This is a genomic window from Lutibacter sp. (assembly GCF_041555395.1).
In the GTDB taxonomy this organism is placed as follows: Bacteria; Bacteroidota; Bacteroidia; order Flavobacteriales; family Flavobacteriaceae; genus Lutibacter.
The window spans coordinates 112837-133442 of record NZ_JBFFKM010000001.1 but is presented as its reverse complement, the minus strand read 5'-3'; the positions used below and the strand labels follow the sequence as shown (position 1 = coordinate 133442).

The 20606-nt window shown below is 33.4% G+C and carries 24 protein-coding genes; 7 read left to right on the top strand and 17 right to left on the bottom strand.

Translation table 11 applies throughout. The features are described from left to right. The 12 genes from ABY285_RS00705 to ABY285_RS00650 all read right to left on the bottom strand — a co-directional run. Positions 1–235 (bottom strand): carboxypeptidase-like regulatory domain-containing protein (locus tag ABY285_RS00705; protein WP_372765966.1); only part of this gene is annotated, 235 nt, incomplete at its 3' end. 241 nt (positions 236–476) lie between these two features. Next, positions 477–2042 carry a glucose-6-phosphate isomerase gene (gene pgi, locus ABY285_RS00700; protein WP_372765964.1) on the bottom strand — a complete coding sequence of 522 codons (1566 nt, stop codon included), beginning with the start codon at positions 2040–2042 and terminating at the stop codon, positions 477–479. Positions 2043–2077: 35 nt separating this feature from the next. Further along, entirely contained in the window at positions 2078–3313 is a 1236-nt protein-coding gene (locus tag ABY285_RS00695) for a M23 family metallopeptidase (RefSeq protein WP_372765962.1), read from the bottom strand. A gap of 62 nt (positions 3314–3375) precedes the next feature. Continuing rightward, the gene (locus ABY285_RS00690) at positions 3376–4206 is read right to left on the bottom strand and encodes a DUF3108 domain-containing protein (protein ID WP_372765960.1); all 831 of its coding nucleotides are present in this window, start codon (positions 4204–4206) and stop codon (positions 3376–3378) included. 104 nt (positions 4207–4310) lie between these two features. Beyond that, the gene (hppD, locus tag ABY285_RS00685) at positions 4311–5468 is read right to left on the bottom strand and encodes a 4-hydroxyphenylpyruvate dioxygenase (protein ID WP_372765958.1); all 1158 of its coding nucleotides are present in this window, start codon (positions 5466–5468) and stop codon (positions 4311–4313) included. A gap of 44 nt (positions 5469–5512) precedes the next feature. Next, complete coding sequence (locus ABY285_RS00680) at positions 5513–5872, bottom strand: four helix bundle protein (RefSeq protein ID WP_372765956.1); 360 nt, start codon at positions 5870–5872, stop codon at positions 5513–5515. Positions 5873–5912: 40 nt separating this feature from the next. Beyond that, positions 5913–7073 carry a homogentisate 1,2-dioxygenase gene (locus ABY285_RS00675; protein WP_372765954.1) on the bottom strand — a complete coding sequence of 387 codons (1161 nt, stop codon included), beginning with the start codon at positions 7071–7073 and terminating at the stop codon, positions 5913–5915. A 301-nt stretch (positions 7074–7374) separates the two neighbouring features. Next, positions 7375–7623: a NifU family protein gene (locus ABY285_RS00670; protein ID WP_372765952.1), complete on the bottom strand. Its 249-nt coding sequence runs from the start codon at positions 7621–7623 to the stop codon at positions 7375–7377. 4 nt (positions 7624–7627) lie between these two features. Further along, positions 7628–8755, bottom strand: coding sequence for a P-loop NTPase (locus ABY285_RS00665; RefSeq protein WP_372765950.1), 1128 nt, complete (start codon positions 8753–8755; stop codon positions 7628–7630). Between the two features lie 176 nt (positions 8756–8931). Beyond that, positions 8932–9264: an MGMT family protein gene (locus tag ABY285_RS00660; RefSeq protein ID WP_372765948.1), complete on the bottom strand. Its 333-nt coding sequence runs from the start codon at positions 9262–9264 to the stop codon at positions 8932–8934. 103 nt (positions 9265–9367) lie between these two features. Continuing rightward, positions 9368–10039, bottom strand: coding sequence for a tRNA (guanosine(46)-N7)-methyltransferase TrmB (gene trmB / locus ABY285_RS00655; protein WP_372765946.1), 672 nt, complete (start codon positions 10037–10039; stop codon positions 9368–9370). Between the two features lie 53 nt (positions 10040–10092). Further along, positions 10093–10290 carry a uracil phosphoribosyltransferase gene (locus tag ABY285_RS00650; RefSeq protein WP_372765944.1) on the bottom strand — a complete coding sequence of 66 codons (198 nt, stop codon included), beginning with the start codon at positions 10288–10290 and terminating at the stop codon, positions 10093–10095. A gap of 40 nt (positions 10291–10330) precedes the next feature. Here ABY285_RS00650 and ABY285_RS00645 point away from each other — a divergent pair, with 40 nt between their 5' ends. Beyond that, positions 10331–11263 carry a DUF6427 family protein gene (locus ABY285_RS00645; protein ID WP_372765942.1) on the top strand — a complete coding sequence of 311 codons (933 nt, stop codon included), beginning with the start codon at positions 10331–10333 and terminating at the stop codon, positions 11261–11263. On the opposite strand, the gene upp is transcribed toward ABY285_RS00645, so the two are convergent. Both upp and ABY285_RS00635 read right to left on the bottom strand, forming a co-directional pair. After that, positions 11245–11901: a uracil phosphoribosyltransferase gene (upp, locus tag ABY285_RS00640; RefSeq protein WP_372765940.1), complete on the bottom strand. Its 657-nt coding sequence runs from the start codon at positions 11899–11901 to the stop codon at positions 11245–11247. The genes ABY285_RS00645 and upp overlap by 19 nt on opposite strands. A gap of 95 nt (positions 11902–11996) precedes the next feature. Continuing rightward, entirely contained in the window at positions 11997–13031 is a 1035-nt protein-coding gene (locus ABY285_RS00635; RefSeq protein ID WP_372765938.1) for a glycosyltransferase family 9 protein, read from the bottom strand. A gap of 131 nt (positions 13032–13162) precedes the next feature. On the opposite strand from ABY285_RS00635, the gene ABY285_RS00630 reads away from it, so the two are divergent. From ABY285_RS00630 to ABY285_RS00605, 6 genes are all read left to right on the top strand, one after another. Beyond that, positions 13163–14020, top strand: a complete 858-nt coding sequence (locus ABY285_RS00630; RefSeq protein ID WP_372765936.1) for a YicC family protein — start codon at positions 13163–13165, stop codon at positions 14018–14020. 39 nt (positions 14021–14059) lie between these two features. After that, on the top strand, positions 14060–14632 hold the full coding sequence (gmk, locus tag ABY285_RS00625; protein WP_372765934.1) for a guanylate kinase: 573 nt from the start codon (positions 14060–14062) through the stop codon (positions 14630–14632). Between the two features lie 57 nt (positions 14633–14689). Next, complete coding sequence (gene nadD / locus ABY285_RS00620) at positions 14690–15271, top strand: nicotinate (nicotinamide) nucleotide adenylyltransferase (protein WP_372765932.1); 582 nt, start codon at positions 14690–14692, stop codon at positions 15269–15271. An 84-nt stretch (positions 15272–15355) separates the two neighbouring features. Further along, positions 15356–16225, top strand: coding sequence for a M23 family metallopeptidase (locus tag ABY285_RS00615; RefSeq protein ID WP_372765930.1), 870 nt, complete (start codon positions 15356–15358; stop codon positions 16223–16225). Between the two features lie 2 nt (positions 16226–16227). Beyond that, positions 16228–17724: a GH3 auxin-responsive promoter family protein gene (locus ABY285_RS00610; protein ID WP_372765928.1), complete on the top strand. Its 1497-nt coding sequence runs from the start codon at positions 16228–16230 to the stop codon at positions 17722–17724. Then, entirely contained in the window at positions 17721–18269 is a 549-nt protein-coding gene (locus ABY285_RS00605) for an MOSC domain-containing protein (RefSeq protein ID WP_372765926.1), read from the top strand. Before ABY285_RS00610 ends, ABY285_RS00605 begins: the two co-directional genes overlap by 4 nt. Before the next feature lie 48 nt (positions 18270–18317). Here ABY285_RS00605 and mscL read toward each other — a convergent pair whose 3' ends face one another. The 3 genes from mscL to ABY285_RS00590 form a co-directional block, all read right to left on the bottom strand. Continuing rightward, complete coding sequence (gene mscL / locus ABY285_RS00600; RefSeq protein ID WP_372765924.1) at positions 18318–18728, bottom strand: large conductance mechanosensitive channel protein MscL; 411 nt, start codon at positions 18726–18728, stop codon at positions 18318–18320. Between the two features lie 68 nt (positions 18729–18796). Further along, positions 18797–19900, bottom strand: a complete 1104-nt coding sequence (alr, locus tag ABY285_RS00595; RefSeq protein WP_372765922.1) for an alanine racemase — start codon at positions 19898–19900, stop codon at positions 18797–18799. Continuing rightward, positions 19890–20504: a thymidine kinase gene (locus ABY285_RS00590; RefSeq protein ID WP_372765920.1), complete on the bottom strand. Its 615-nt coding sequence runs from the start codon at positions 20502–20504 to the stop codon at positions 19890–19892. Before ABY285_RS00590 ends, alr begins: the two co-directional genes overlap by 11 nt. Between the last annotated feature and the right edge of the window lie 102 nt (positions 20505–20606).

The following is a 20606-nucleotide window of genomic DNA, read 5'->3' as shown; positions in this document are numbered from 1 at the left end:
TTCCATTAAATGTTACAGATGTTGTTCCATATCCAACGAATGAAACTTCTAATGTACCGCTAGTCAAAGAAGTTACTAAGGTAAAATTACCATCAAAATCTGATGTGTTTCCTGTTTTGGTGCCTTTAACAATTAAAGAAGCGCCAGGCAGTGGCTGATTTGATTCATCAACAACCTTCCCTGTAAGTTTGGTTTGAGCGAAAATGGCAGTAGAACTAATTAATAGTACTACCATTAACAAATTTTTAAATTTTCTCATTGTTTAATTTTAAGTTGAATTAAATGTTTGTGCAAAAATGGTAATTTTTACCAAAATAATCTTTCATTAATTGTTAAATATTAACAATTAATTAGGATAAAAATAGTGAAAAACACCTTTAAAACTGCATTAATATAATTAAAAATTAACAGTTTATTAACTGTTTATTAACAGATGATCAATTAAGGCAATGGTTGCTTTTTTTGAACTTGAAATATTACTTTTTTTGAAGATATTTATTGGCTAATTCTTTTCCCAGCTCAACGCCAAATTGGTCAAAACTGAAGATATTCCAAATAATTCCCTGAACAAATATCTTGTGTTCATAAAAAGCAATTAAACTTCCCAAAGTTTTGGGAGTAAGTTTGTTTATTAATATGGTAGTGCTTGGTTTGTTTCCTTCAAAAACTTTATAAGGCAACAAGGCTTCTATTTCATTCATTTTGCCTTGCGTTTTTAAATCCAAATGTGCTTCTTCTTTTGTTTTTCCTTCGGCAAGTGCCTGGGTTTGCGCAAAAAAGTTGGCCATTAATTTGGTGTGGTGTTCTTTGTTTCCGTAAAGAGATTCTCTAAATCCAATAAAATCAGCCGGAATTAATTTGGTTCCCTGATGCAATAATTGCATAAAAGCATGTTGGGCATTTGTGCCTGTGCTCCCCCAAATTATATTTCCTGTTTGGTAAGTCACTTTTTTCCCATTTCTGTCTACACTTTTACCATTACTCTCCATAATGGCTTGTTGAAGGTAAGGTGCAAATTTACTGAGATATTGTGTATAAGGTAAAATAACTTCAGTTTCCACATTAAAAAAGTTGGTGTGCCAAATTCCTATTAAACTAAGCATTACTGGTGCATTGTTTTTAAAAGGGGTGTTTTTAAAATGTTCATCCATTTCAAAAGCACCAATTAAAAGGTCTTTAAAATTATTAAAACCAACTGCCAAACTTATAGATAAACCAACCGTGCTCCATAATGAAAATCGGCCACCAACCCAGTCCCACATAGGGAAAATATTTTCTGAGGCAATACCAAAGTCATTTGCTGCTTTTAAGTTTGTGGAAACAGCCACAAAATGTTTTGCAACATCACTTTCAGAAGCGGTTTGCAAAAACCATTTTTTTATGGTGGTTGAATTGGTAAGCGTTTCTTGTGTTGTAAATGTTTTTGAAACAATTACAAATAAGGTGGTTTCAGGATTTAAAGTTTTGATCACTTCCTGAACGTGGTCGCCGTCAATATTTGAGACGAAATGGACATTTAAATGGTTTTTGTAATATTTTAAAGATTCAACCACCATATCCGGTCCCAAATCCGATCCGCCAATGCCAATATTTACAACATCTGTAATCGATTTATTGGTATACCCTTTCCAGCTTCCTGAAACAATTTTGGTGGTAAAAGACTCCATTTTATGTAGCGCGTCTTTAATGTCAACCATAATATTTTTTCCTTCAAATAAAATCGCTTCATTTGATTGGTTTCTTAAAGCAGTATGCAATACCGCTCTGTTTTCAGTTTTATTGATTTTTTCTCCTGAAAAATAGGATTTAAGGGCACTTTCTAAATCAACTTCATGAGCCAATTCCAACAAATGGGTTATCGTTTCTTCGGTTATTCTGTTTTTTGAATAATCAAATTCAAAGTCATTAAAATTAATGCTGAATTTCTTTTTTCGATCCAGGTCATTATTAAATAATGATTTTAAATGAATTGAATTTATAGCTTTATAGTGAGAAGTTAGCGATTGCCAAGCTTTTGTTTCGGTTGGATTGATATTTTTCATGGTCTTGAACTGATAATTTAATGCGAATCTTATAATTAGAATAAAATATTTTTAGGAGGATATTCTATAGAATCCAATTGGATTTTAAGTGGCTCAATAAATTTAAGGTAAGCCGGTTTTTTATTTTTTTTCATAGGTTCGGAAGCAGGTAATTTTTCTCTTAATGGGTCAATTTGCACCCCGTTTTTCCAAAAACGATAACATACATGTGGTCCTGCTGTATTCCCTGTCATCCCAATTTTACCGATAACATCTCCTTGTTTTACATAATCCCCAACTTTAACTAACCGTTTGCTCATATGTAAATACTGAGTAGTGTAGGTGCTGTTATGTCGAATTTTAACGTAATTGCCATTGCCACCGGCATACCTTGATTCAATAACCGTTCCGTTGGCGGTAGACTCAATTGGCGTTCCAATTGGCGCCGCATAATCCGTGCCTTTGTGAGCCCTGATTTTGTTTCCATAATAGGCAATACGTCTTTTTAAATTGTACCGAGATGATATTCTGCTGAATTTTACGGGCATTTTTAAAAATTGCCGACGCAACACATTGGCTTTATCATCAAAATAGTCATAAGCCTTGTGGGTTGAATCAACCATATAATTAAATGCATAAAAAGGCGTATCATTATGTTCAAAATAGGCAGCTTTTATTTTTCCAATTCCTACGGGAATACTGTCTTCTATGTAAAACTGTTCGTAGATTAGTCTGAATTTATCATTTTTTTGAAGTTTGGAAAAATCAATAGACCAGGCAAAAATATCATCGGCCATTTTATAGGTTAAATATGGATTTAATCCTTGACTTTTGATGGCGTGGGAAAGATGGGTTGTAATAATACCCGATGCTGTTTTAATTACAGTTTTTATGGGCTTTTTTCCATTATGCACCGTAATTGTTGAATCCTTAAAATCTATAACTGTATATTGAACTTGGGAACGCCTGTAAATAAATACCTGAGCTTGCTGGGTAGAATCATTTTTTGCCAAAATGGTGTATGGCTTTCCTGCTCTAAGACTTCTAATATTGAAAGAGTCTTTTGTTTTATTTACAATTTCAAATATTTTAGCGTAATCAACCTTGTTTTTGGTTAATATTTCACTAAAATTTTCGCCGGATTTAATGGTGTCGTTTATGACCTTATAATCGTTTAATCTATAACCAAATTCATAAACAAATTTAGGCTTAGGAATTATCTTGGCTTCAGGTTTTTTATCATTACAGGCAATAATTAAGACAACGAATAAGAGGGCAAATAATTTTTTCAAGACGGACTACTTTTACAATTAAATTTGATTCTACAAATAAATTGCGAAAATACAATTTAATTTCAAAAAATTATGTTAAAAGGGTGTGCTAAACCTTTAAATTCATCGAGATCTGCTCTTAGGGAGCCAACAGCAAGAGATGCTTTAATGAGCAGTGGAATTTTGTTGTCATCATCACTAATCCAGATGGTCAAACTTTCCTGTTCTTTAAAAACACGCCCAGCCTGAACCATTGGTTTAAATTTTAGGGATTTAACTTTGCCAAATTTGGTTTTTACAACTTCTTTTCCTAAAAAACGAAGTTTAAAATTGGTGACTTCTTTATCAATAAACATTTTTAATTCAATTTCATCGCCAACTTCTAAATCGGTTAAATTTTGGTTTCTCAAAAAGTATAAAGATGAAAGTAAGTCTTGAATGTCGTTGCCAATAGGATGCTTATCAACGGTATTGTGTTTATAGTTTTTTACGGTAGCCTCATTTTTGTCGTGATTGAATAAAATTTCTTCATCTTTGGTATATCCGCCTTCATCAATTTTTCTTATGAAGCGATATGGCAACATAGATTCTTTATACATGAAAGTTTGATAATCATCTTTTACATTAAAAAACAAACCCACAATTCCTGTAGATTTTCCTTTTCCAAGAATATGAAAAGCTTCTTTTTGATTATTTGTAGTTTCCCTCACTTCCATTGTTGAAAAACCTGCATTTAAAAAATTGCTGTAACTCATTTTAAACTTAAGCCATTCTCCTTTTTGAAAAGCGAAATTTTGTGGAGAATCTTTCGCCTTTGAAACAGCTTCCTTCGATTTTTCATTCGTTTTTTGAATGGATTGACTAATTGAAGTAAAGGCAATTAAAAAAATAAATAGGTATATAATATTTTTCATTTAATAGTTTATAAGTGATTCTAATTGTAAAAATACAATTATCGCGCCAAAAATAGTAAAAGCTTAACACATACGCTATTAAGCTTTTATTAATAATTGTAAAATTACAAAGTTCCTCTCCGAGCTTGTTCTGCTTCAATGGACTCAAACAAAGCTTTAAAGTTTCCCTTCCCAAATGATTGTGCCCCTTTTCTTTGAATAATTTCAAAAAAAAGTGTAGGTCTGTCGGTTACAGGTTTGGTAAAAATTTGCAATAAGTAACCTTCATCATCTCTGTCAACTAAAATTCCGAGATCTTTTAAAGCAGCCAAATCTTCATCAATGTCACCAACCCTGTCCAATACAGTATCGTAATAAGAGCCGGGAACATATAAAAATTCAACCCCACGTGCCGTCAGGGCTTTTACAGTTTCCAAAATATTATTTGTTGCCACAGCGATATGTTGAATTCCCGGACCATTGTAAAAATCTAAATACTCTTCGATTTGTGATTTTTTTACGCCTTCTGCAGGTTCGTTAATGGGGAATTTTACACGGCCGTTGCCATTGGTCATTACTTTACTCATTAATGCCGTATATTTTGTTGAAATATCTTTATCATCAAAAGTTATTAAGTTGGCAAATCCCATAATTTCATTGTAAAATTTCGCCCAGATATTCATTTCATTCCAGCCAACATTGCCAACCATATGATCAATGTAACGCAAACCTGCATCTGTCGGGTTATGGCTCGAATTCCATTTTACAAATTTCGGAAGGAACAGGCCGTTGTAATTTTTTCTTTCAACAAAAATGTGTACGGTATCTCCATAAGTATGTATTCCTGAACGAACAACCTCGCCATTTTCATCACTTTCTTTGATTGGCTCCATATATGATTTTGCGCCTCTTTTTGTGGTTTCCTCCCAGGCTTGTTTGGCATCTTCCACCCATAGCGCCACTACTTTTACACCATCGCCGTGTTTTTCGAGATGGTCAAAAATTTCCTGATTATTTTTGTTCGGCATTGGCGTGGTCAACACCAATTTAATTTTATCCTGAACCAAAACATAGCTCGTTCGGTCAGTTAAACCAGTTTCCAATCCGGCATAAGCCAACGATTGAAATCCGAATGCTGTTTTGTAGTAATGCGCTGCCTGTTTGGCATTTCCCACATACATTTCCACATAATCAGTTCCCAATAAAGGCAAAAAATCTTGTGCTTCTGGAAATATTTTTTCCAATCCGTAGTTGAAATTTTGTTTGTTTTTTAGTTTGTTCATAATTAATATTTTAGAATAAAGAAAAAAGACCAGAGAAAAAAAGACTAAACTAAATTTAAGGCGTTTTGAAACCCCATTGTCATTTTTTGAAACTCATCAATTTTTTCTTCCAGGTTATTTAATGTTTTTGTAGCTATATATTTTCTGTGTGAAGCAATTAATAATTGTGTTGAAAGTTCAAAAGAAGAGCCAAGAGAAATATCAATAAAATGAGAAAAAGATTTATCTGTTCTTGCTGAACCTTCAGCAATGTTACTGGGAATTGATATTGAACATCTGCTTATTTGTGAACTTAAATCAAACCTTTCATGTTTTGGAAAGGTATATAACATATCAGAAATATCTTTTGAAATTTCCAGCCCCATTGTCCAAATTTTTAACTTCTTATAATTATGTCTTTTCATAGCATTACTTGTCTTTTTTCTCTATTCTTTTTTCTAATATTTATTCAGTTATCCAAGATTTATAATAATCATCTACCTGCAAATTCATGGCTTCTTCGGTAATCATCACCGGCTTAAAAGGATCAATCATCACGGCCAATTCTTCGGTGAATTTTTTTCCGATGCTTCTTTCGATGGCGCCTGGATGCGGACCATGAGGAATTCCGCCAGGATGCAAGGTTATTTGTCCTTTTTCTATGTTATTTCGACTCATAAAATCGCCATCTACATAATACAATATTTCTTCGGAATCGATATTGCTGTGGTGGTAAGGTGCCGGAACAGATTTCGGATGGTAATCGTACATTCTTGGTACAAATGAACAAACCACAAAACCAGAGGCTTCCCAGGTTTGGTGAATTGGTGGTGGCATATGAATACGGCCGGTGATTGGTTCAAAATCGTGAATGGAGAAAGCATACGGATAATTAAATCCGTCCCAGCCAACAGCATCAAAAGGATGGTTTCCATAAAGATATTCCCAAAGTACACCTTGCTTTTTGATAAGGACTTTAAAAGCACCTTTCTCGTCATGAGTTTGCAAATTGGTTGGCAATTTAAAATCACGTTCGCAAAAAGGAGAATGTTCCAATAATTGTCCAAAGTTATTTCGATAGCGTTTTGGCGTTACAATTGGACTAAATGATTCAACATATAACAAACGGTTTTCTTGTGTGTCAAAGTCTATTTGGTATACAGTTCCTCGTGGAATTATCACATAATCACCATATTTAAAAGGTATGTTTCCATACATCGTTTTTAATGTGCCGGAACCAATGTGCACAAAAAGCATTTCATCCGCATCTGCATTTTTATAAAAATAAGCTGAAGAAAATGCTTTTGGAGCGGCCAGGCCAATATGCAAATCGCTGTTAACAAAAACCGTTTTTCTGCTTTCCAGATAATCGGCTTCAGGTTTTAAGGAAAATCCTTTAAAACTCAGCGCTTTCATGTTTTTTTCGATGGCGATTTTTGGAGTGGTATGTTTTACTTTTTTGATTTCCGTAACCACTGTGGGTGGATTCAAATGATAAATTAATGATGACATTCCTGCGAAACCTGCGGTTCCGAAAAGCTCTTCCTGATACAATCCACCCATAGGTTTTTCGAATGTAGTGTGGCGTTTTGGCGGAATTTTACCTAATGAATAATATCTGGGCATAGTTGTAATTTTTTAGTTATGAATTCCTTAAAAAGGATTAGTAGTTTTTTTATGAATTTTAATCTAAATGATTTTCATCGTTTTAGGATAGAATCATAGATATTAAAGATACAAAATTTTAGCTTGCAACTATAATTATGAATATTTTCATTCAGGAACTCTCTTGATTAAGAATTTAAGAAGTAATAATAATCCTACCCAAGCTTTTTTCATGTTTTACAAATATAAAAATATTTTTCAAACTTTAATTAAATAATAAAGAGCACATTAAGTGCTCTTTATCGTTATATTTTTTTGAAAGCTAAAAAGAAATTCCGTTAACTTCAATAACTTGTAAAATTTGAGGTGCGTGCCTTTTTATAGTAGCTTCAACTCCATTTTTTAAAGTCATCTGATTTACGGAGCACCCCAAACAGTTTCCTTCCAGTTGCACATGAACAATATTATTGACTATTTCAACCAATGAAATGTTTCCACCATCAGCCTGTAAATAAGGCCTGATTTCTTGCAGTGCATTTTCAACATTATTTTTAAGTTCTTCCGCTTCCATAGGGTTATTTTTTTGTGCTGCACCCACTCATTGTCGTAATTCGAACAATTTCAGTTGGAGGTAAATCATTGTTTCTTTTCACCAATTGAGACAAGGCGTTTTTTGTAATTTCTGAAAACGCGAGTTCTAAAGGGGTGTTGTCCTGAAGTGCTACAGGATGGCCAACATCGCCTGATTCCCTAATGCTTTGCACCAAGGGAATTTCACCTAAAAATGCAACATTAATGTCTTCGGCCAAATTCTTAGCGCCATTTTGTCCAAAAATATAGTATTTGTTATCTGGAAGTTCAGCAGGTGTGAAATAGCTCATATTTTCAACAATGCCCAAAACAGGAACATTAATACTTTCTTGTTGAAACATTGCCACTCCTTTTTTGGCATCGGCCAAAGCAATATTTTGTGGAGTACTCACAATTATGGCACCTGTAACGGGAACTGCTTGCACAATTGACAGGTGAATATCGCCGGTTCCCGGAGGTAAATCAATTAATAAAAAATCAAGTTCTCCCCAATGTGAGTCAAAAATCAATTGGTTTAGTGCCTTGCCCGCCATCGCACCGCGCCAAATAACGGCCTGATTGGCATCAACAAAGAAACCTAAAGACAATATTTTTACACCATAGCTTTCAATAGGCTGCATTTTTGATTTACCATCAATTTCTACTGATAATGGTTTCGCATGTGCTACATCAAACATTAAGTGAATAGATGGTCCATAAACATCGGCATCTAAAATACCGACTTTAAAGCCCATTTTTTGCAATGAGATGGCCATATTTGCGGTAATGGTAGATTTTCCTACACCACCTTTCCCAGAAGCAATTGCAATAATATTTTGAATTCCAGGAACTTTAGGTTTTGTATTTTCAATAGGTTTGTCAGGCGCAATTACAGATACGTTTACTTTTACATCAGCTTTCACATCCACGTGTTGGTGAATCGCTTTCATAATTTCAACTTCTATTTTCTTTTTAGCCTGTAGCGTTGGGTTTGATATGGTTACATCAACAATAACTTCTTTATCAAAAGTTACAATATTTTTAACCGCGCCACTTTCAATTAAATTTGTTCCTTCACCAGGTGCAGTGATGGTTTCAAGTGCATTTGAGATGTCTTTTTTTGTATATGCCATGTTGTTTATATAAAATCATTCTAAACAACAAAGATACAGAGTTCAAATGAATTCACAAAGTCACATAGTTTTAAAGTTGGATAGAAGAAAGTCTCAAAATCAAAAAGTTGAAAATGCTCAAAAATAGGTTAGGCAATTAGATAATTAAAAATCCAAATATCAGATACCTACGACCATTATTTCAATTCTTTAAATGGATCCCAAAAAACGTCATGGAAGTTTTGAATTTGATTTTCCTTTACAACAATCCCTTCACTTTCCAGCAGCTGTTGCATTAAGTTGGTGCCATCAAAATGAAATTTTCCAGTTAACAATCCATTTCTGTTAACAACTCTATGAGCTGGAATATCGGCATTATTATGTGATGCATTCATAGCCCAGCCCACCATTCTTGCCGACTTCGCTGTTCCTAAATATTTTGCAATAGCACCATAACTGGTAACCCTGCCAAAAGGAATTTGTTTTGCAACTTCATATACTTTTTCAAAAAAATTGCCGGAATTTTCCATTCGTTACAAGTGTTTTTTGTTGTCGGTAGTTGGTTTTTCAGGATTTACGATTTTTGAATTACGAATTGAACATTAATCTTTTAACTTTCAACCAAAAAGTAGGTTAATAACGAAGCCTAAATTTAATGTAAGTAATAGGTTTGCTTTTTTCTAAATACTGACTTTCATAAAAAGTTTGTGTTGAAGTCACTTCTTCAGGCGCATGGTAATTTTTATAAATATCGTGATGTGCATAGATAATTTCCTGTCCTTCACCGTGAAGCAAACCTAAAGTATACCCATGCATAAATTCACTGTCCGTTTTTAAATGAACAATTCCTTCAGGTTTTAAAATATGGTGGTATTTTTTTAAAAACGCCCCATTTGTCAGCCGGTGTTTTGTGCGGGTATATTTAATTTGAGGATCTGGAAAAGTAATCCAGATTTCAGCGACTTCTTTCTCATTAAAAAGAAGGTCGATGAGCTCAATTTGAGATCTTAAAAAAGCCACATTACTAAGGTTTTCTTCTAAAGCTATTTTAGCTCCGCGCCAAAAACGTGCTCCTTTGATATCAACGCCAATATAATTTATGTTTGGATTTTTACGGGCCAAGGCAATGGTATATTCGCCTTTTCCGCAGCCCAATTCAAGCACAATCGGATTGTTGTTGTTAAAAATTGTATGCCAATTTCCTTTTACTGAGAAACCATCAATAACTTCTTTTCGTGTTGGTTGAATGACATTGGAAAATGTTTCGTTTTCACGAAATCTTTTGAGTTTATTTTTGCTTCCCACAGGATTTGCGTTTTGTTAAAAAAAGGAAAATGTAAATGAATTTAAATAAAAAATTATTCTTCCCCAGCTTTAGTATGTTTATTTAATTCACCTAACCAATAGAAAAACCCAATAAATCCAATTAAAATCAACACCCAGCTTACTGTGTTTTGAAGCCACCAGTTATCCAACGACCGAACACTGTCGAAAGGCGCAAATAAAACATTTTGACAAAAATCAGCTATTGCTTTAAAAATATTGTTTGCAATCATAACTTATTTATATTTACATGCAAAAGTATAAAATATAGTAATGATAGCAAATTTTTTCAGTAAAACTAAACTGGTAACTGTTTTTAGTATAGTTGTAGCGCTATTTATTTATTATTTCATAGCTACTTTTTTACTTCATTCCGGGGAATTGTCTTTGCAATTTTTGGTTAAAAGACTTGGTTTTTTCATTTGGCTCGTTCTATTTCTGCTTTTTGCAAGTTTTATTGTCAAAAAAAACAAACTGACAAAAGACAATTCGTACGCATTGATTTTGATGGTTTTTTTGTTGGGAACCTTTACTGAAGCCATGTTTTCAAATCCCATTGTTTTTGCAAACATTGTATTGATGTTGGGGTTTAGGAAAATTTACAGTTTAAGAACTGGTTTTGATACCAAATTGAAGCTTTTTGATGCCTGTTTTTGGATAGGCATTGCAACATTAATTTATTCGTGGAGTATTTTTTATTTGCTATTGGTGTATGTTAGCATGATAATACATCAAAAACTGACGGTTAAAAATTTATTTATTCCTGTTGTGGGCTTTGCAATGCCAATGCTCATTTATTTTACCTATTGCCTTTATTTTGAAAATGCAGCTTTTTATTACGACAGATTTAATTATGAAATGAACTTTGATTTTAGTTCCTATACGTCATTATTAAAGCTATTAATTCCCGTTTTGTTTTTGTTTGTGGTTTTGGTTTGGAGCCTTATAAGGGTTACCCCAAAAGTTGTTTCTGTCAGAAATAATTTTAAATTTTCCTGGGACGTATTGATAAATCATCTTTTAATTTCGATAGTTATTGCCCTTTTGGCACCAACAAAAAATGGTTCGGAATTATTTTTTATTATTTTTCCTTCGGGAGTAATTATTTCAAATTTAATGCAACTCACCAAATCAAAGATTTTTAAAAATCTGATTTTATATGCCTTTCTGTTAATTTCAATTGGCGTTTATTTGGATAATTTATAACCAAAAGATAAATCACCTGCATCACCCAAACCGGGAACAATATAGCCTTTATCATTCAGCTTATCATCAACAGTTCCAATCCATAATTTTGTATTTTCAGGGAAGTGATTTTTCACATATTCTATACCTTCCACAGAACCGATAACACAAGCTAAATGAATTTCTTTTGGGGCTCCATGTTTTTTCAATCCTTCATAAACACTTACGATAGATTGACCTGTAGCCAACATAGGGTCTGCTAAAATTAAAATTTTATCATCTAAATTAGGCGATGCAAAATATTCAACAACAATTTCAAATTCGTCCTCATTTATATGTTTTCTATAAGCGGATATAAATCCATTTTCAGCCTCATCAAAATAATTTAAAAGTCCGTTGTGCAAAGGCAAACCTGCTCTTAAAATGGAGCACAAAACAATGTCTTTTTTTGGTACTTTAACTATGGTTGTTCCTAATGGAGTGGTGACGGTTTCATTTTCAAAATCTAAGGACTGACTTAATTCATAAGCTAAAACTTCGCCAATTCGTTCAATATTTCTTCGAAATCGCATACTGTCCTTCTGAATTTCAGCATCCCTAATTTCTGCGATAAATTTATTTAATATTGATTTTTTTTTGTCTAATACATTGACGATCATATGAACTTATTTTCAGCAAAAATAGCACATAATAATTATAAAATAAGGAAGTTTTTTAGTTAATTTTCGAAAACCGAAATTGCTTAAAACAGCAATCAATTTAAAGTTTTCAAAACTTTTTTAATTACCGTTTTTGATGAAATACTTCTCAGGGCATCTTCATAGCCTTCACAAACTTTATTGCCATAAATAGAACAGGGAATGTTGGGGTATTTTTCCAAATCAGGTAAAATGGCGTTTTCAGAAGGCTGGTTAAAAGGCGAGAAGCCTGCAAAAGGGTGTGTTATCCCCCAAATGGTGATGGTATTTATGCCTAACATTGCAGCAAAATGTGCGTTTCCGGAATCCATACTTAACATAACGTCTAAATTTGAAATAAGCGTTAGCTCTTGATCTAATTTTAGTTTTCCGGCAACATTTAGCGTGTTTGAAAATTTGTTTGCAAGGTTTTCCAAAAGCTCAATTTCTTTTTTGCCGCCGCCAAAAAGCATTATTTTTATGGGTTGTTTAGACAATTCAGCAATAACTTGTTCCATTAAATCTAAAGGATACATTTTAGAATTATAAGTTGCAAAAGGTGCAATGCCAATCCATTTTGTATTTTTCACACCGGTGATTTCAATAATTTCGGGCGAAAGTTCTGTTGTTGACGGAAATTCAGGGGAGGTAAGGATCAGTTTAAAACCTAAATTTCTAAAAACATCGGCATATCTTTCGTGGGTGGTTTTCAGCTGTTTAAAAACTTTATTTTTAGATTGGGTTAAAGCACGTTTTTCACTTCGGCCTTTATCAATAAAAGCCACTTCTGCAAAAGCAAGTTTAAAAAAAGATCTTAAAATTTTTGAGCGCAATACATTATGCAAATCAGCTACGGCAGTTATATTTAATAATTTTAATTCCTTGAAAAGTTTATAAATTCCGAAAAAACCCTTGTGTTTTCCATCAACTTCCGCGGCATAAAAAGTTACATTTTTTAAATCAGCAAATAAAGGCATCAAAAAAGGTTTTGAAAGCACGGTAATTTTCATGGTTGGGTGCTGTTTTGTTAAGGCCCTTAAAACCGGAACAGCCATTGCAACATCACCCATTGCGGAAAGTCGTATAACTAATAAATGCGGTGTTTTTGCCAAAATTAATTTGAATTGAGGTTATTTTACACAAAAGTACTAATAGTTTTTATAAAAAAAATACATAGCAATAGTTTTAAAAATTAATATTACATGCCTTAAAATGCTTAAATTTGCTTAAACTTTATTTGTAAATGATACATTCAATGACCGGTTACGGTAAAACCGTACTTCAGCTACCAACCAAAAAAATTACGATTGAATTGAAATCGTTAAACAGCAAAAATTTAGATTTAAACGTTCGGGTTCCTGGCTATTACAGAGAAAAGGAGCTGGATATTCGCAAACAATTGGCTACGGAACTGGTTCGGGGAAAAATAGATTTCTCCATTTATATTGAAGATAATGGCGGGGAATATTCATCGAAAATAAACGAAAATATGGTGAAGGAATACATGAACCAATTGAGGGGTATTGTGGATTCTGATGAAATTGAATTGTTAAAAATGGCCATAAGGCTTCCAGATACGTTTAAATCTCAAAGAGAAGAATTGGACGAGCAGGAATGGAAACAAATTGAAAATGGGATACTGGAAACAATCGAAAAAATTAATGAGTACAGAATTGATGAGGGGAAAGTTTTGCAAGCCGATTTTGTTTTGCGTATTTCCATTATTGAATTGTTGCTAGAAAAAGTTATTGAATTGGATCCGTTGCGAATGTTGCAGGTTAAGGACAAACTTAGAAAGTCCATTGCGGAACTTGAAACAAAAATTGACGAGAGCCGATTTGAGCAAGAACTCATTTACTACATTGAAAAACTCGACATTACAGAAGAAAAAGTTCGCTTAAAAAATCATTTGGAATATTTTATAAAAGAATTGAATGAAGATGTTTCCAACGGTAAAAAACTGGCATTTATTACACAGGAAATTGGAAGGGAAATTAATACCATCGGTTCAAAATCGAATTTGGCCAATATGCAAAAACTAGTTGTTCAAATGAAAGATGAACTTGAAAAGATTAAAGAACAAAACTTAAATGTGTTGTAATAAAAACAGGAACATCAACTTTTATAAAACTTAAAATCAGTGAAAAAAGAGGGAAAACTCATTGTTTTTTCGGCACCTTCAGGCTCTGGTAAAACGACAATTGTACATCATTTATTAAAGAAATCTGAATTAAATTTAGATTTTTCTATTTCAGCAACTTCACGCCCAAAAAGAGGGGATGAAATAAACGGAAAAGACTATTATTTTTTGTCCTTAAAAGAATTTCAAAAACATGTGGAAAATGGGGATTTTATTGAATGGGAAGAGGTTTATGAAAATAATTATTACGGCACTTTAAAAAAGGAAGTTGAACGAATTTGGGAACAGGGCAAAAATGTAATTTTTGACATTGACGTGGTTGGAGGCTTAAGCATAAAAAATAAATTTCCTAAGCAAACACTGGCAATTTTTGTAAAAAGCCCATCAATTGATGAAATGGAACGTCGCCTTAGAAACAGAAATACCGATTGCGAAGAAAAAATTAAAGAACGTGTTAAAAAGGCTGAAAAAGAAATAAAATTTGCCAAAGATTTTGATGTTATTTTGGTGAATGATGATTTGGAAAAAGCACAACAAGAAGCTTTTAATCTGGTTAAAAAGTTTGTGGTCTAAATATTTTAATTTTTACTTTAAACTTTAGCTTTTTATCTTAAACTTTTAACTTTTTATATGAAAATCGGACTCTTTTTTGGCACATTTAACCCAATTCATATCGGACATATGATTATTGCAAATTATATGGTGGAATTTTCCGATTTGGAGCAAGTTTGGTTTGTAGTTACACCAAGAAGTCCGTTTAAGCAAAAAGAAACGCTGTTAAGCAATCATCACAGGTTGGCCATGGCAAATATTGCCGTTGAAAATTATCCAAAATTAAAAACATCTGATATTGAATTTAACCTTTCACAGCCAAATTATACCATAAATACGCTTATTCATATTGAAGAGAAATTCCCAAATAATCATTTTTGTTTGTTGTTGGGAGAAGATAATTTGAAAGGATTTCAGAAATGGAAAAATCACGAAACCATTTTAAAAAATTATGAGCTGTATGCTTATCCAAGAATTTCTGAAGAAAAAACAGTCCCGGAATTTTTAAATCATCCAAAAATTCATAGAGTAAATGCGCCTATTGTTCAAATTTCATCAACATTTATAAGAAAGGCAATAAAAGACAAAAAGGACATTAGCACTATGCTTCCTATCAATGTATGGAAATATATAGATGAAATGAATTTTTATAAATCGTAACTTTATAAAAGTTTTAACACTTCTAAATAAATAGTTTAATATTAATTATATAAAATTCGCTTTTATATTTTTTTAAGCAGTATTATGGCAAAAAAACCTAGAAAAAGGGTTAGATTCAAACAGAAATTAATTAATAAATACCGTTTGGTTGTTTTAAATGAAGATACTTTTGAGGAAAAATTATCATTTAATTTAACCAGGCTGAATGTGTTTATTTTTGGAACTTTATTTTCTGTCTTACTCATTGTAAGTACTATTTTTTTAATTGCATTTACTTCTTTAAGAGAATACATTCCAGGATATTCTTCCACAAAATTAAAAAGAGACGCAACGCAGCTGGTATATAAAGTGGATTCTTTAAATCAGGTTTTGGAAGTAAACAATCTATACATTCAAAAAGTAAAAGATTTGTTAACGGGTAAAATTACTGAAGTTCAGTTCGACACAGATTCCGTTTTAAGCGCGATGAAATTTGATAAAGATTCTATGAACGTTAATCCTTCTGTTACTGATTTGGAATTTAGGCTTGATGTTGAAAGTGCCGACAGATTCAGTATTTTTAACGAAGCGAAAAAAAGTGCCGATATTGTCTTTTTTTCTCCGGTTAAAGGAATTGTGACCGATGGATACAGCCTTAAAAACAAACATTTCGCCATAGATATTGCTGTAAAAATGGGAACTCCCGTGAAATCAGTTGCAGATGGAACTGTCATTTTTGCTGAATGGACCGCCGAAACCGGCAATGTGATTATTGTAGAGCACAGCAGAGGGTTTATTTCCATTTATAAGCACAATACGGCTTTGCACAAAGAGCAGGGTGATATGGTGAAATCTGGAGAAGTTATTGCTTCAGCAGGAGACACAGGAGAATTTAGCACAGGACCACACCTGCATTTTGAATTATGGAATGAAGGTTATCCAGTGAATCCAATTAATTATATTGAGTTTGAATAATTATGAGTATAAAATCAATTTTAGCAAAACCATTTGCAAATCGCATCGCAGCCTCTGTTAATAAACAAAGCAAAAATGCTGTAAAAGTGCAGCAAAATCTTTTAAAATATTTGATTGCTCAGGCACAAAACACCACTTTTGGCAAAGACCATAATTTCAGCAAAATTAAATCTTACGACGATTTTAAGAAACAGGTTCCCATTCGTGATTATGAAGTGTTAAAACCTTATATAGAAAAGGTTGTTGCAGGAGAATCGGATGTTTTATGGAAAGGAAAACCGCTGTATTTCGCAAAAACTTCAGGCACCACATCGGGCGTAAAATACATTCCGCTTACCAAAGAATCGATGCCCATGCACATCAGTGCAGCGAGAAATGCATTGTTAATGTATATTGCTGAAACTAAAAGGGCCGATTTTGTAAACGGCAAAATGATTTTTTTACAGGGAAGTCCGGAATTGGATGAAAAAAATAGCGTTAAAACAGGTAGGCTTTCTGGTATTGCCGCACATTATATTCCTAACTATTTAACGAAAAACCGATTGCCAAGCTGGGAAACCAATTGTATTGAAGACTGGGAAACCAAAATTGAGGCGATTGTTGATGAAACCATCAATGAGGATATGACCTTAATTAGCGGAATTCCTTCATGGGTGCAAATGTATTTTGAAAAATTAATGGAGCGCACCGGAAAAAAAGTGGGTGAGATTTTCCCAAACTTTAACCTGTTTGTTTATGGAGGAGTGAATTTTGAACCATACCGCAACAAGTTTGAAGAGATGATTGGCAGAAAAGTCGATACCATTGAATTGTTTCCTGCTTCTGAAGGATTTATTGCCTATCAGGATTCTCAGCAAGAAAACGGAATGCTATTATTGGTTGATAACGGGATGTTTTATGAATTTATTCCTTCCGAGGAATTTTTTAATGAAAATCCGCCAAGAATTTCTTTGGCCGATGTGAAAATTGGGGTAAACTACGTGCTTATTTTGAATACCAATGCCGGGCTTTGGGGCTACGATATTGGAGATACCATTGAATTTGTTTCCATAAATCCGCCAAGAATTAAAGTAACCGGCAGAATTAAACATTTTATTTCAGCATTTGGCGAACACGTGATTGGCAGCGAGGTGGAGCGTGCCATAAATAGCCAAACTATGGGTACAACAGTTGCTATAAATGAATTTACCGTGGCGCCGCAAATTACGCCTGAAAGCGGATTGCCTTATCATGAATGGTTTATTGAATTTGACAATAAACCTGAAGATTTGAACAATTTTGCAAGCAAAGTAGATGCTTCTTTACAACAACAAAACAGTTATTACTTCGATTTAATCAATGGAAAAATATTAAAACCCTTAAAAATTACCTTGATTGAAAAGGGAGGATTTAATAAATATATGAAGTCAATTGGTAAATTGGGAGGTCAAAATAAAGTGCCCCGTTTGTCCAACGACCGAAAAATTGCTGATGAACTTTTAAAGTTTGAAGAAAAATGAAAGTGATTTCTGTGAATGTTGGCGAGCGAAAAGTACTGAACTACAAAGGAAAAATTGTTGAAACCGGTATTTTTAAGTTTCCCGTAAATCATCCTATTTTTTTGGGCAAAGAAGATGTTGAAAACGATGCTGTAATAGACCGAAAATATCACGGAGGAATTGAGCAGGCAGTTTATGGGTATTCCCAAAGTCATTATGCATTTTGGAAGGAATTATATCCAAATTTAGATTGGAATTATGGCATGTTAGGTGAAAATTTAACCATTTCAAATTTGGAAGAAACCGAAATATTGGTTGGAAATACCTATAAATTAGGTGAAGCGTTGTTGGAGGTTACCAAACCGAGAACTCCTTGCTTTAAACTTGGAATTCGTTTTGGAACCCAGGAAATACTAAAGCAATTTTGGAATTCCACCAAAAGCGGCATTTATTTTAAAGTGCTTCAAACAGGAAATGTAAAGGTTGGCGATGAATTGATTCTAGTAAATCAATCTGAGAATTCACCAACAATAGCCGAAGTTTACGATTCAAAAAAAGATAATTAAAAAAGGGCTCGCCAACGCGAACCCTTTTTTAATTTATAAAAATTTTGTTTATTTTTTTGCCAACAAATCTCTAATTTGAATCAATAATTCTTCTTGAGATGGACCTTTTGGAGCAACAGGTGCAGGAACTTCTTTCTTTTTAGTTTTGTTAATAGCTTTTATCATCATAAACATTACAGCCGCCACAATAATAAAATCAATAAGGTTTGTTAAAAAATCCCCATAAAGTACTGCAACTTCTCCAGTGACTGCTCCCGCTTCATCCATAACTCCCTGATCTATTATGTATTTTAGATCCTTTAAGTCTGATTTGAACAATAATCCAACAAGAGGAGAAACAATACCTGCAGTAAATGAAGATACAATTTTATTAAAAGCTGCACCCATTACAAAACCAACTGCAATGTCAATAAGGCTTCCCTTCATTGCAAATTCTTTAAATTCTTTTAGCATTCCCATTTTATTATTTTTTAATTAATGATTAGTGTAGCTAATTTAATGAAAAAATAATAGGTTCAACAAATGGGCTATTTCAGGGACCTATTTACGCGCTGTGAAATAGCGGTTAGCAATTCATAAGGAATGGTGTTTGTTCGTTTTGCCAATTCTTCAATATGACGTTGGTCTTTGAAAACAAGAACTTCATCGCCTTCAGTGCAGTCTATATCTGTGACATTGACCATGATCATATCCATACAAACATTGCCTACAATTGGCGCTTTTTTGCTGTTGATATAAACATATCCGATACCATTTCCAAATTGTCGTGAAATCCCGTCGGCATGGCCAATAGGAATGGTTGCAGTTCTTACGGTTTCAGTAGCTTTAAATGCGCGGTTATAACCGACAGTATCTCCTTTTTCTATAGTGTTGATTTGTGAAATAACCGATTTTAAGATAATCACATTTTTCAGTTTTGCAGTTTCAGCTTCTTCATTCGCAAAACCATACAGTCCAATTCCCAAACGCACCATGTCGAATTGTCCTTCGGAAGCATAATTTATGATTCCCGAAGTATTTAACATATGCCTAAAGGGCCTTGATGAAAGTTGGCTAATAAATTGTGCCGAAATCTCTTTGAAGTTATTTATTTGCGCTAAAGTGAACTCGCGTTCATTTAAATCTTCACTGGCAGCGATATGCGAAAAAACGGAGGCAACAATGATCTCATTTTGATTTTTAAGCAATGATAAAATTTCAGGAATGTCTTTTTTTGTAAATCCCAAACGATTTAAGCCTGTGTTAAATTTTATATGAATTGGATAATTTTGAACTTTTAAACTTTTAGCCTCTTCAATAACGGCTTTTAGTAAAGTAATGGAATAAACGTTAGGTTCCAGATTGAATTTTATAATTTGCTCCAAATTAATTTTTTGTGGATGCAATACCAAAATAGGTGTTTTAATTCCGGCGTTTCTCAAAGCGATGCCTTCATCTAAATAAGCAACGGCAAAATAAGCAACTTTTGGGGCCAGAAACTTAGCAATTTTAACAGCGCTGCTCCCATAACCAAAAGCTTTCACCACTGCCAAGACTTTTGTTTCAGGATTTAGTTTTGATTTAAACGCATTTAAATTATGTTCAATGGCATTTAAATCTATTTCAAGCACCGTAACGTGGTTATTTCCCATTATTTTCTTTGGCTTTTTTGAGTTTTTCTGCAGCAATGGCTTTAAAATAAGCCGATCGGCTTAAAGGTTCATATTCTTGGGTTTCGCCCAATAAAACAAGTTCTTCGCTGGCGGCGGTTCTATGACTGTAATGCGCCAAATTCCCAGTTCTTGTGCAAACTGCATGAACTTTAGTAACATATTCCGCAGTTGCCATAAGCGCAGGCATTGGGCCAAATGGATTTCCTTTAAAATCCATATCCAAGCCTGCAACAATAACACGAACGCCACGATTTGCCAAGTCGTTGCAAACAGCTACAATTTCATCATCAAAAAACTGAGCTTCGTCTATTCCTACAACATCACAATCACTGGCTAAAAGTCTTATGTTTGCGGAAGAAGGCACTGGAGTTGATCTGATTTCATTGGCATCGTGCGAAACTACTTTTTCTAAGTCATACCTAACATCAATGGCGGGTTTAAAAATTTCCACTTTTTGTTTTGCGAATTGGGCTCTTTTTAGCCTGCGAATCAATTCTTCCGTTTTTCCGGAAAACATAGAGCCGCAAATTACTTCAATCCAGCCAAATTGTTCGTTATGATTTACTGTATTTTCAAGAAACATTTTGTAATTTCACGCTTGAAAGGTTATTGTAATTTTTTTATTTTTAAAATAAAAGTATGGTAATATTTTTTTACATTCGTTTTTATAAAACCACTTTGTATT

What these genes read in the sequence shown, in the direction of transcription:
- ABY285_RS00605 (WP_372765926.1), top strand. Translation starts at nt 17,721, where the DNA reads ATGAAAGTGATTTCTGTGAATGTTGGCGAGCGAAAAGTACTGAACTAC.
- ABY285_RS00590 (WP_372765920.1), bottom strand. Translation starts at nt 20,504, where the DNA reads ATGTTTCTTGAAAATACAGTAAATCATAACGAACAATTTGGCTGGATT.
- ABY285_RS00680 (WP_372765956.1), bottom strand. Translation starts at nt 5,872, where the DNA reads ATGAAAAGACATAATTATAAGAAGTTAAAAATTTGGACAATGGGGCTG.
- alr (WP_372765922.1), bottom strand. Translation starts at nt 19,900, where the DNA reads ATGGGAAATAACCACGTTACGGTGCTTGAAATAGATTTAAATGCCATT.
- ABY285_RS00645 (WP_372765942.1), top strand. Translation starts at nt 10,331, where the DNA reads ATGATAGCAAATTTTTTCAGTAAAACTAAACTGGTAACTGTTTTTAGT.
- ABY285_RS00610 (WP_372765928.1), top strand. Translation starts at nt 16,228, where the DNA reads ATGAGTATAAAATCAATTTTAGCAAAACCATTTGCAAATCGCATCGCA.
- ABY285_RS00630 (WP_372765936.1), top strand. Translation starts at nt 13,163, where the DNA reads ATGATACATTCAATGACCGGTTACGGTAAAACCGTACTTCAGCTACCA.
- ABY285_RS00670 (WP_372765952.1), bottom strand. Translation starts at nt 7,623, where the DNA reads ATGGAAGCGGAAGAACTTAAAAATAATGTTGAAAATGCACTGCAAGAA.
- ABY285_RS00665 (WP_372765950.1), bottom strand. Translation starts at nt 8,755, where the DNA reads ATGGCATATACAAAAAAAGACATCTCAAATGCACTTGAAACCATCACT.
- nadD (WP_372765932.1), top strand. Translation starts at nt 14,690, where the DNA reads ATGAAAATCGGACTCTTTTTTGGCACATTTAACCCAATTCATATCGGA.
- pgi (WP_372765964.1), bottom strand. Translation starts at nt 2,042, where the DNA reads ATGAAAAATATCAATCCAACCGAAACAAAAGCTTGGCAATCGCTAACT.
- ABY285_RS00660 (WP_372765948.1), bottom strand. Translation starts at nt 9,264, where the DNA reads ATGGAAAATTCCGGCAATTTTTTTGAAAAAGTATATGAAGTTGCAAAA.
- ABY285_RS00675 (WP_372765954.1), bottom strand. Translation starts at nt 7,073, where the DNA reads ATGCCCAGATATTATTCATTAGGTAAAATTCCGCCAAAACGCCACACT.
- ABY285_RS00615 (WP_372765930.1), top strand. Translation starts at nt 15,356, where the DNA reads ATGGCAAAAAAACCTAGAAAAAGGGTTAGATTCAAACAGAAATTAATT.
- ABY285_RS00650 (WP_372765944.1), bottom strand. Translation starts at nt 10,290, where the DNA reads ATGATTGCAAACAATATTTTTAAAGCAATAGCTGATTTTTGTCAAAAT.
- mscL (WP_372765924.1), bottom strand. Translation starts at nt 18,728, where the DNA reads ATGGGAATGCTAAAAGAATTTAAAGAATTTGCAATGAAGGGAAGCCTT.
- ABY285_RS00690 (WP_372765960.1), bottom strand. Translation starts at nt 4,206, where the DNA reads ATGAAAAATATTATATACCTATTTATTTTTTTAATTGCCTTTACTTCA.
- upp (WP_372765940.1), bottom strand. Translation starts at nt 11,901, where the DNA reads ATGATCGTCAATGTATTAGACAAAAAAAAATCAATATTAAATAAATTT.
- hppD (WP_372765958.1), bottom strand. Translation starts at nt 5,468, where the DNA reads ATGAACAAACTAAAAAACAAACAAAATTTCAACTACGGATTGGAAAAA.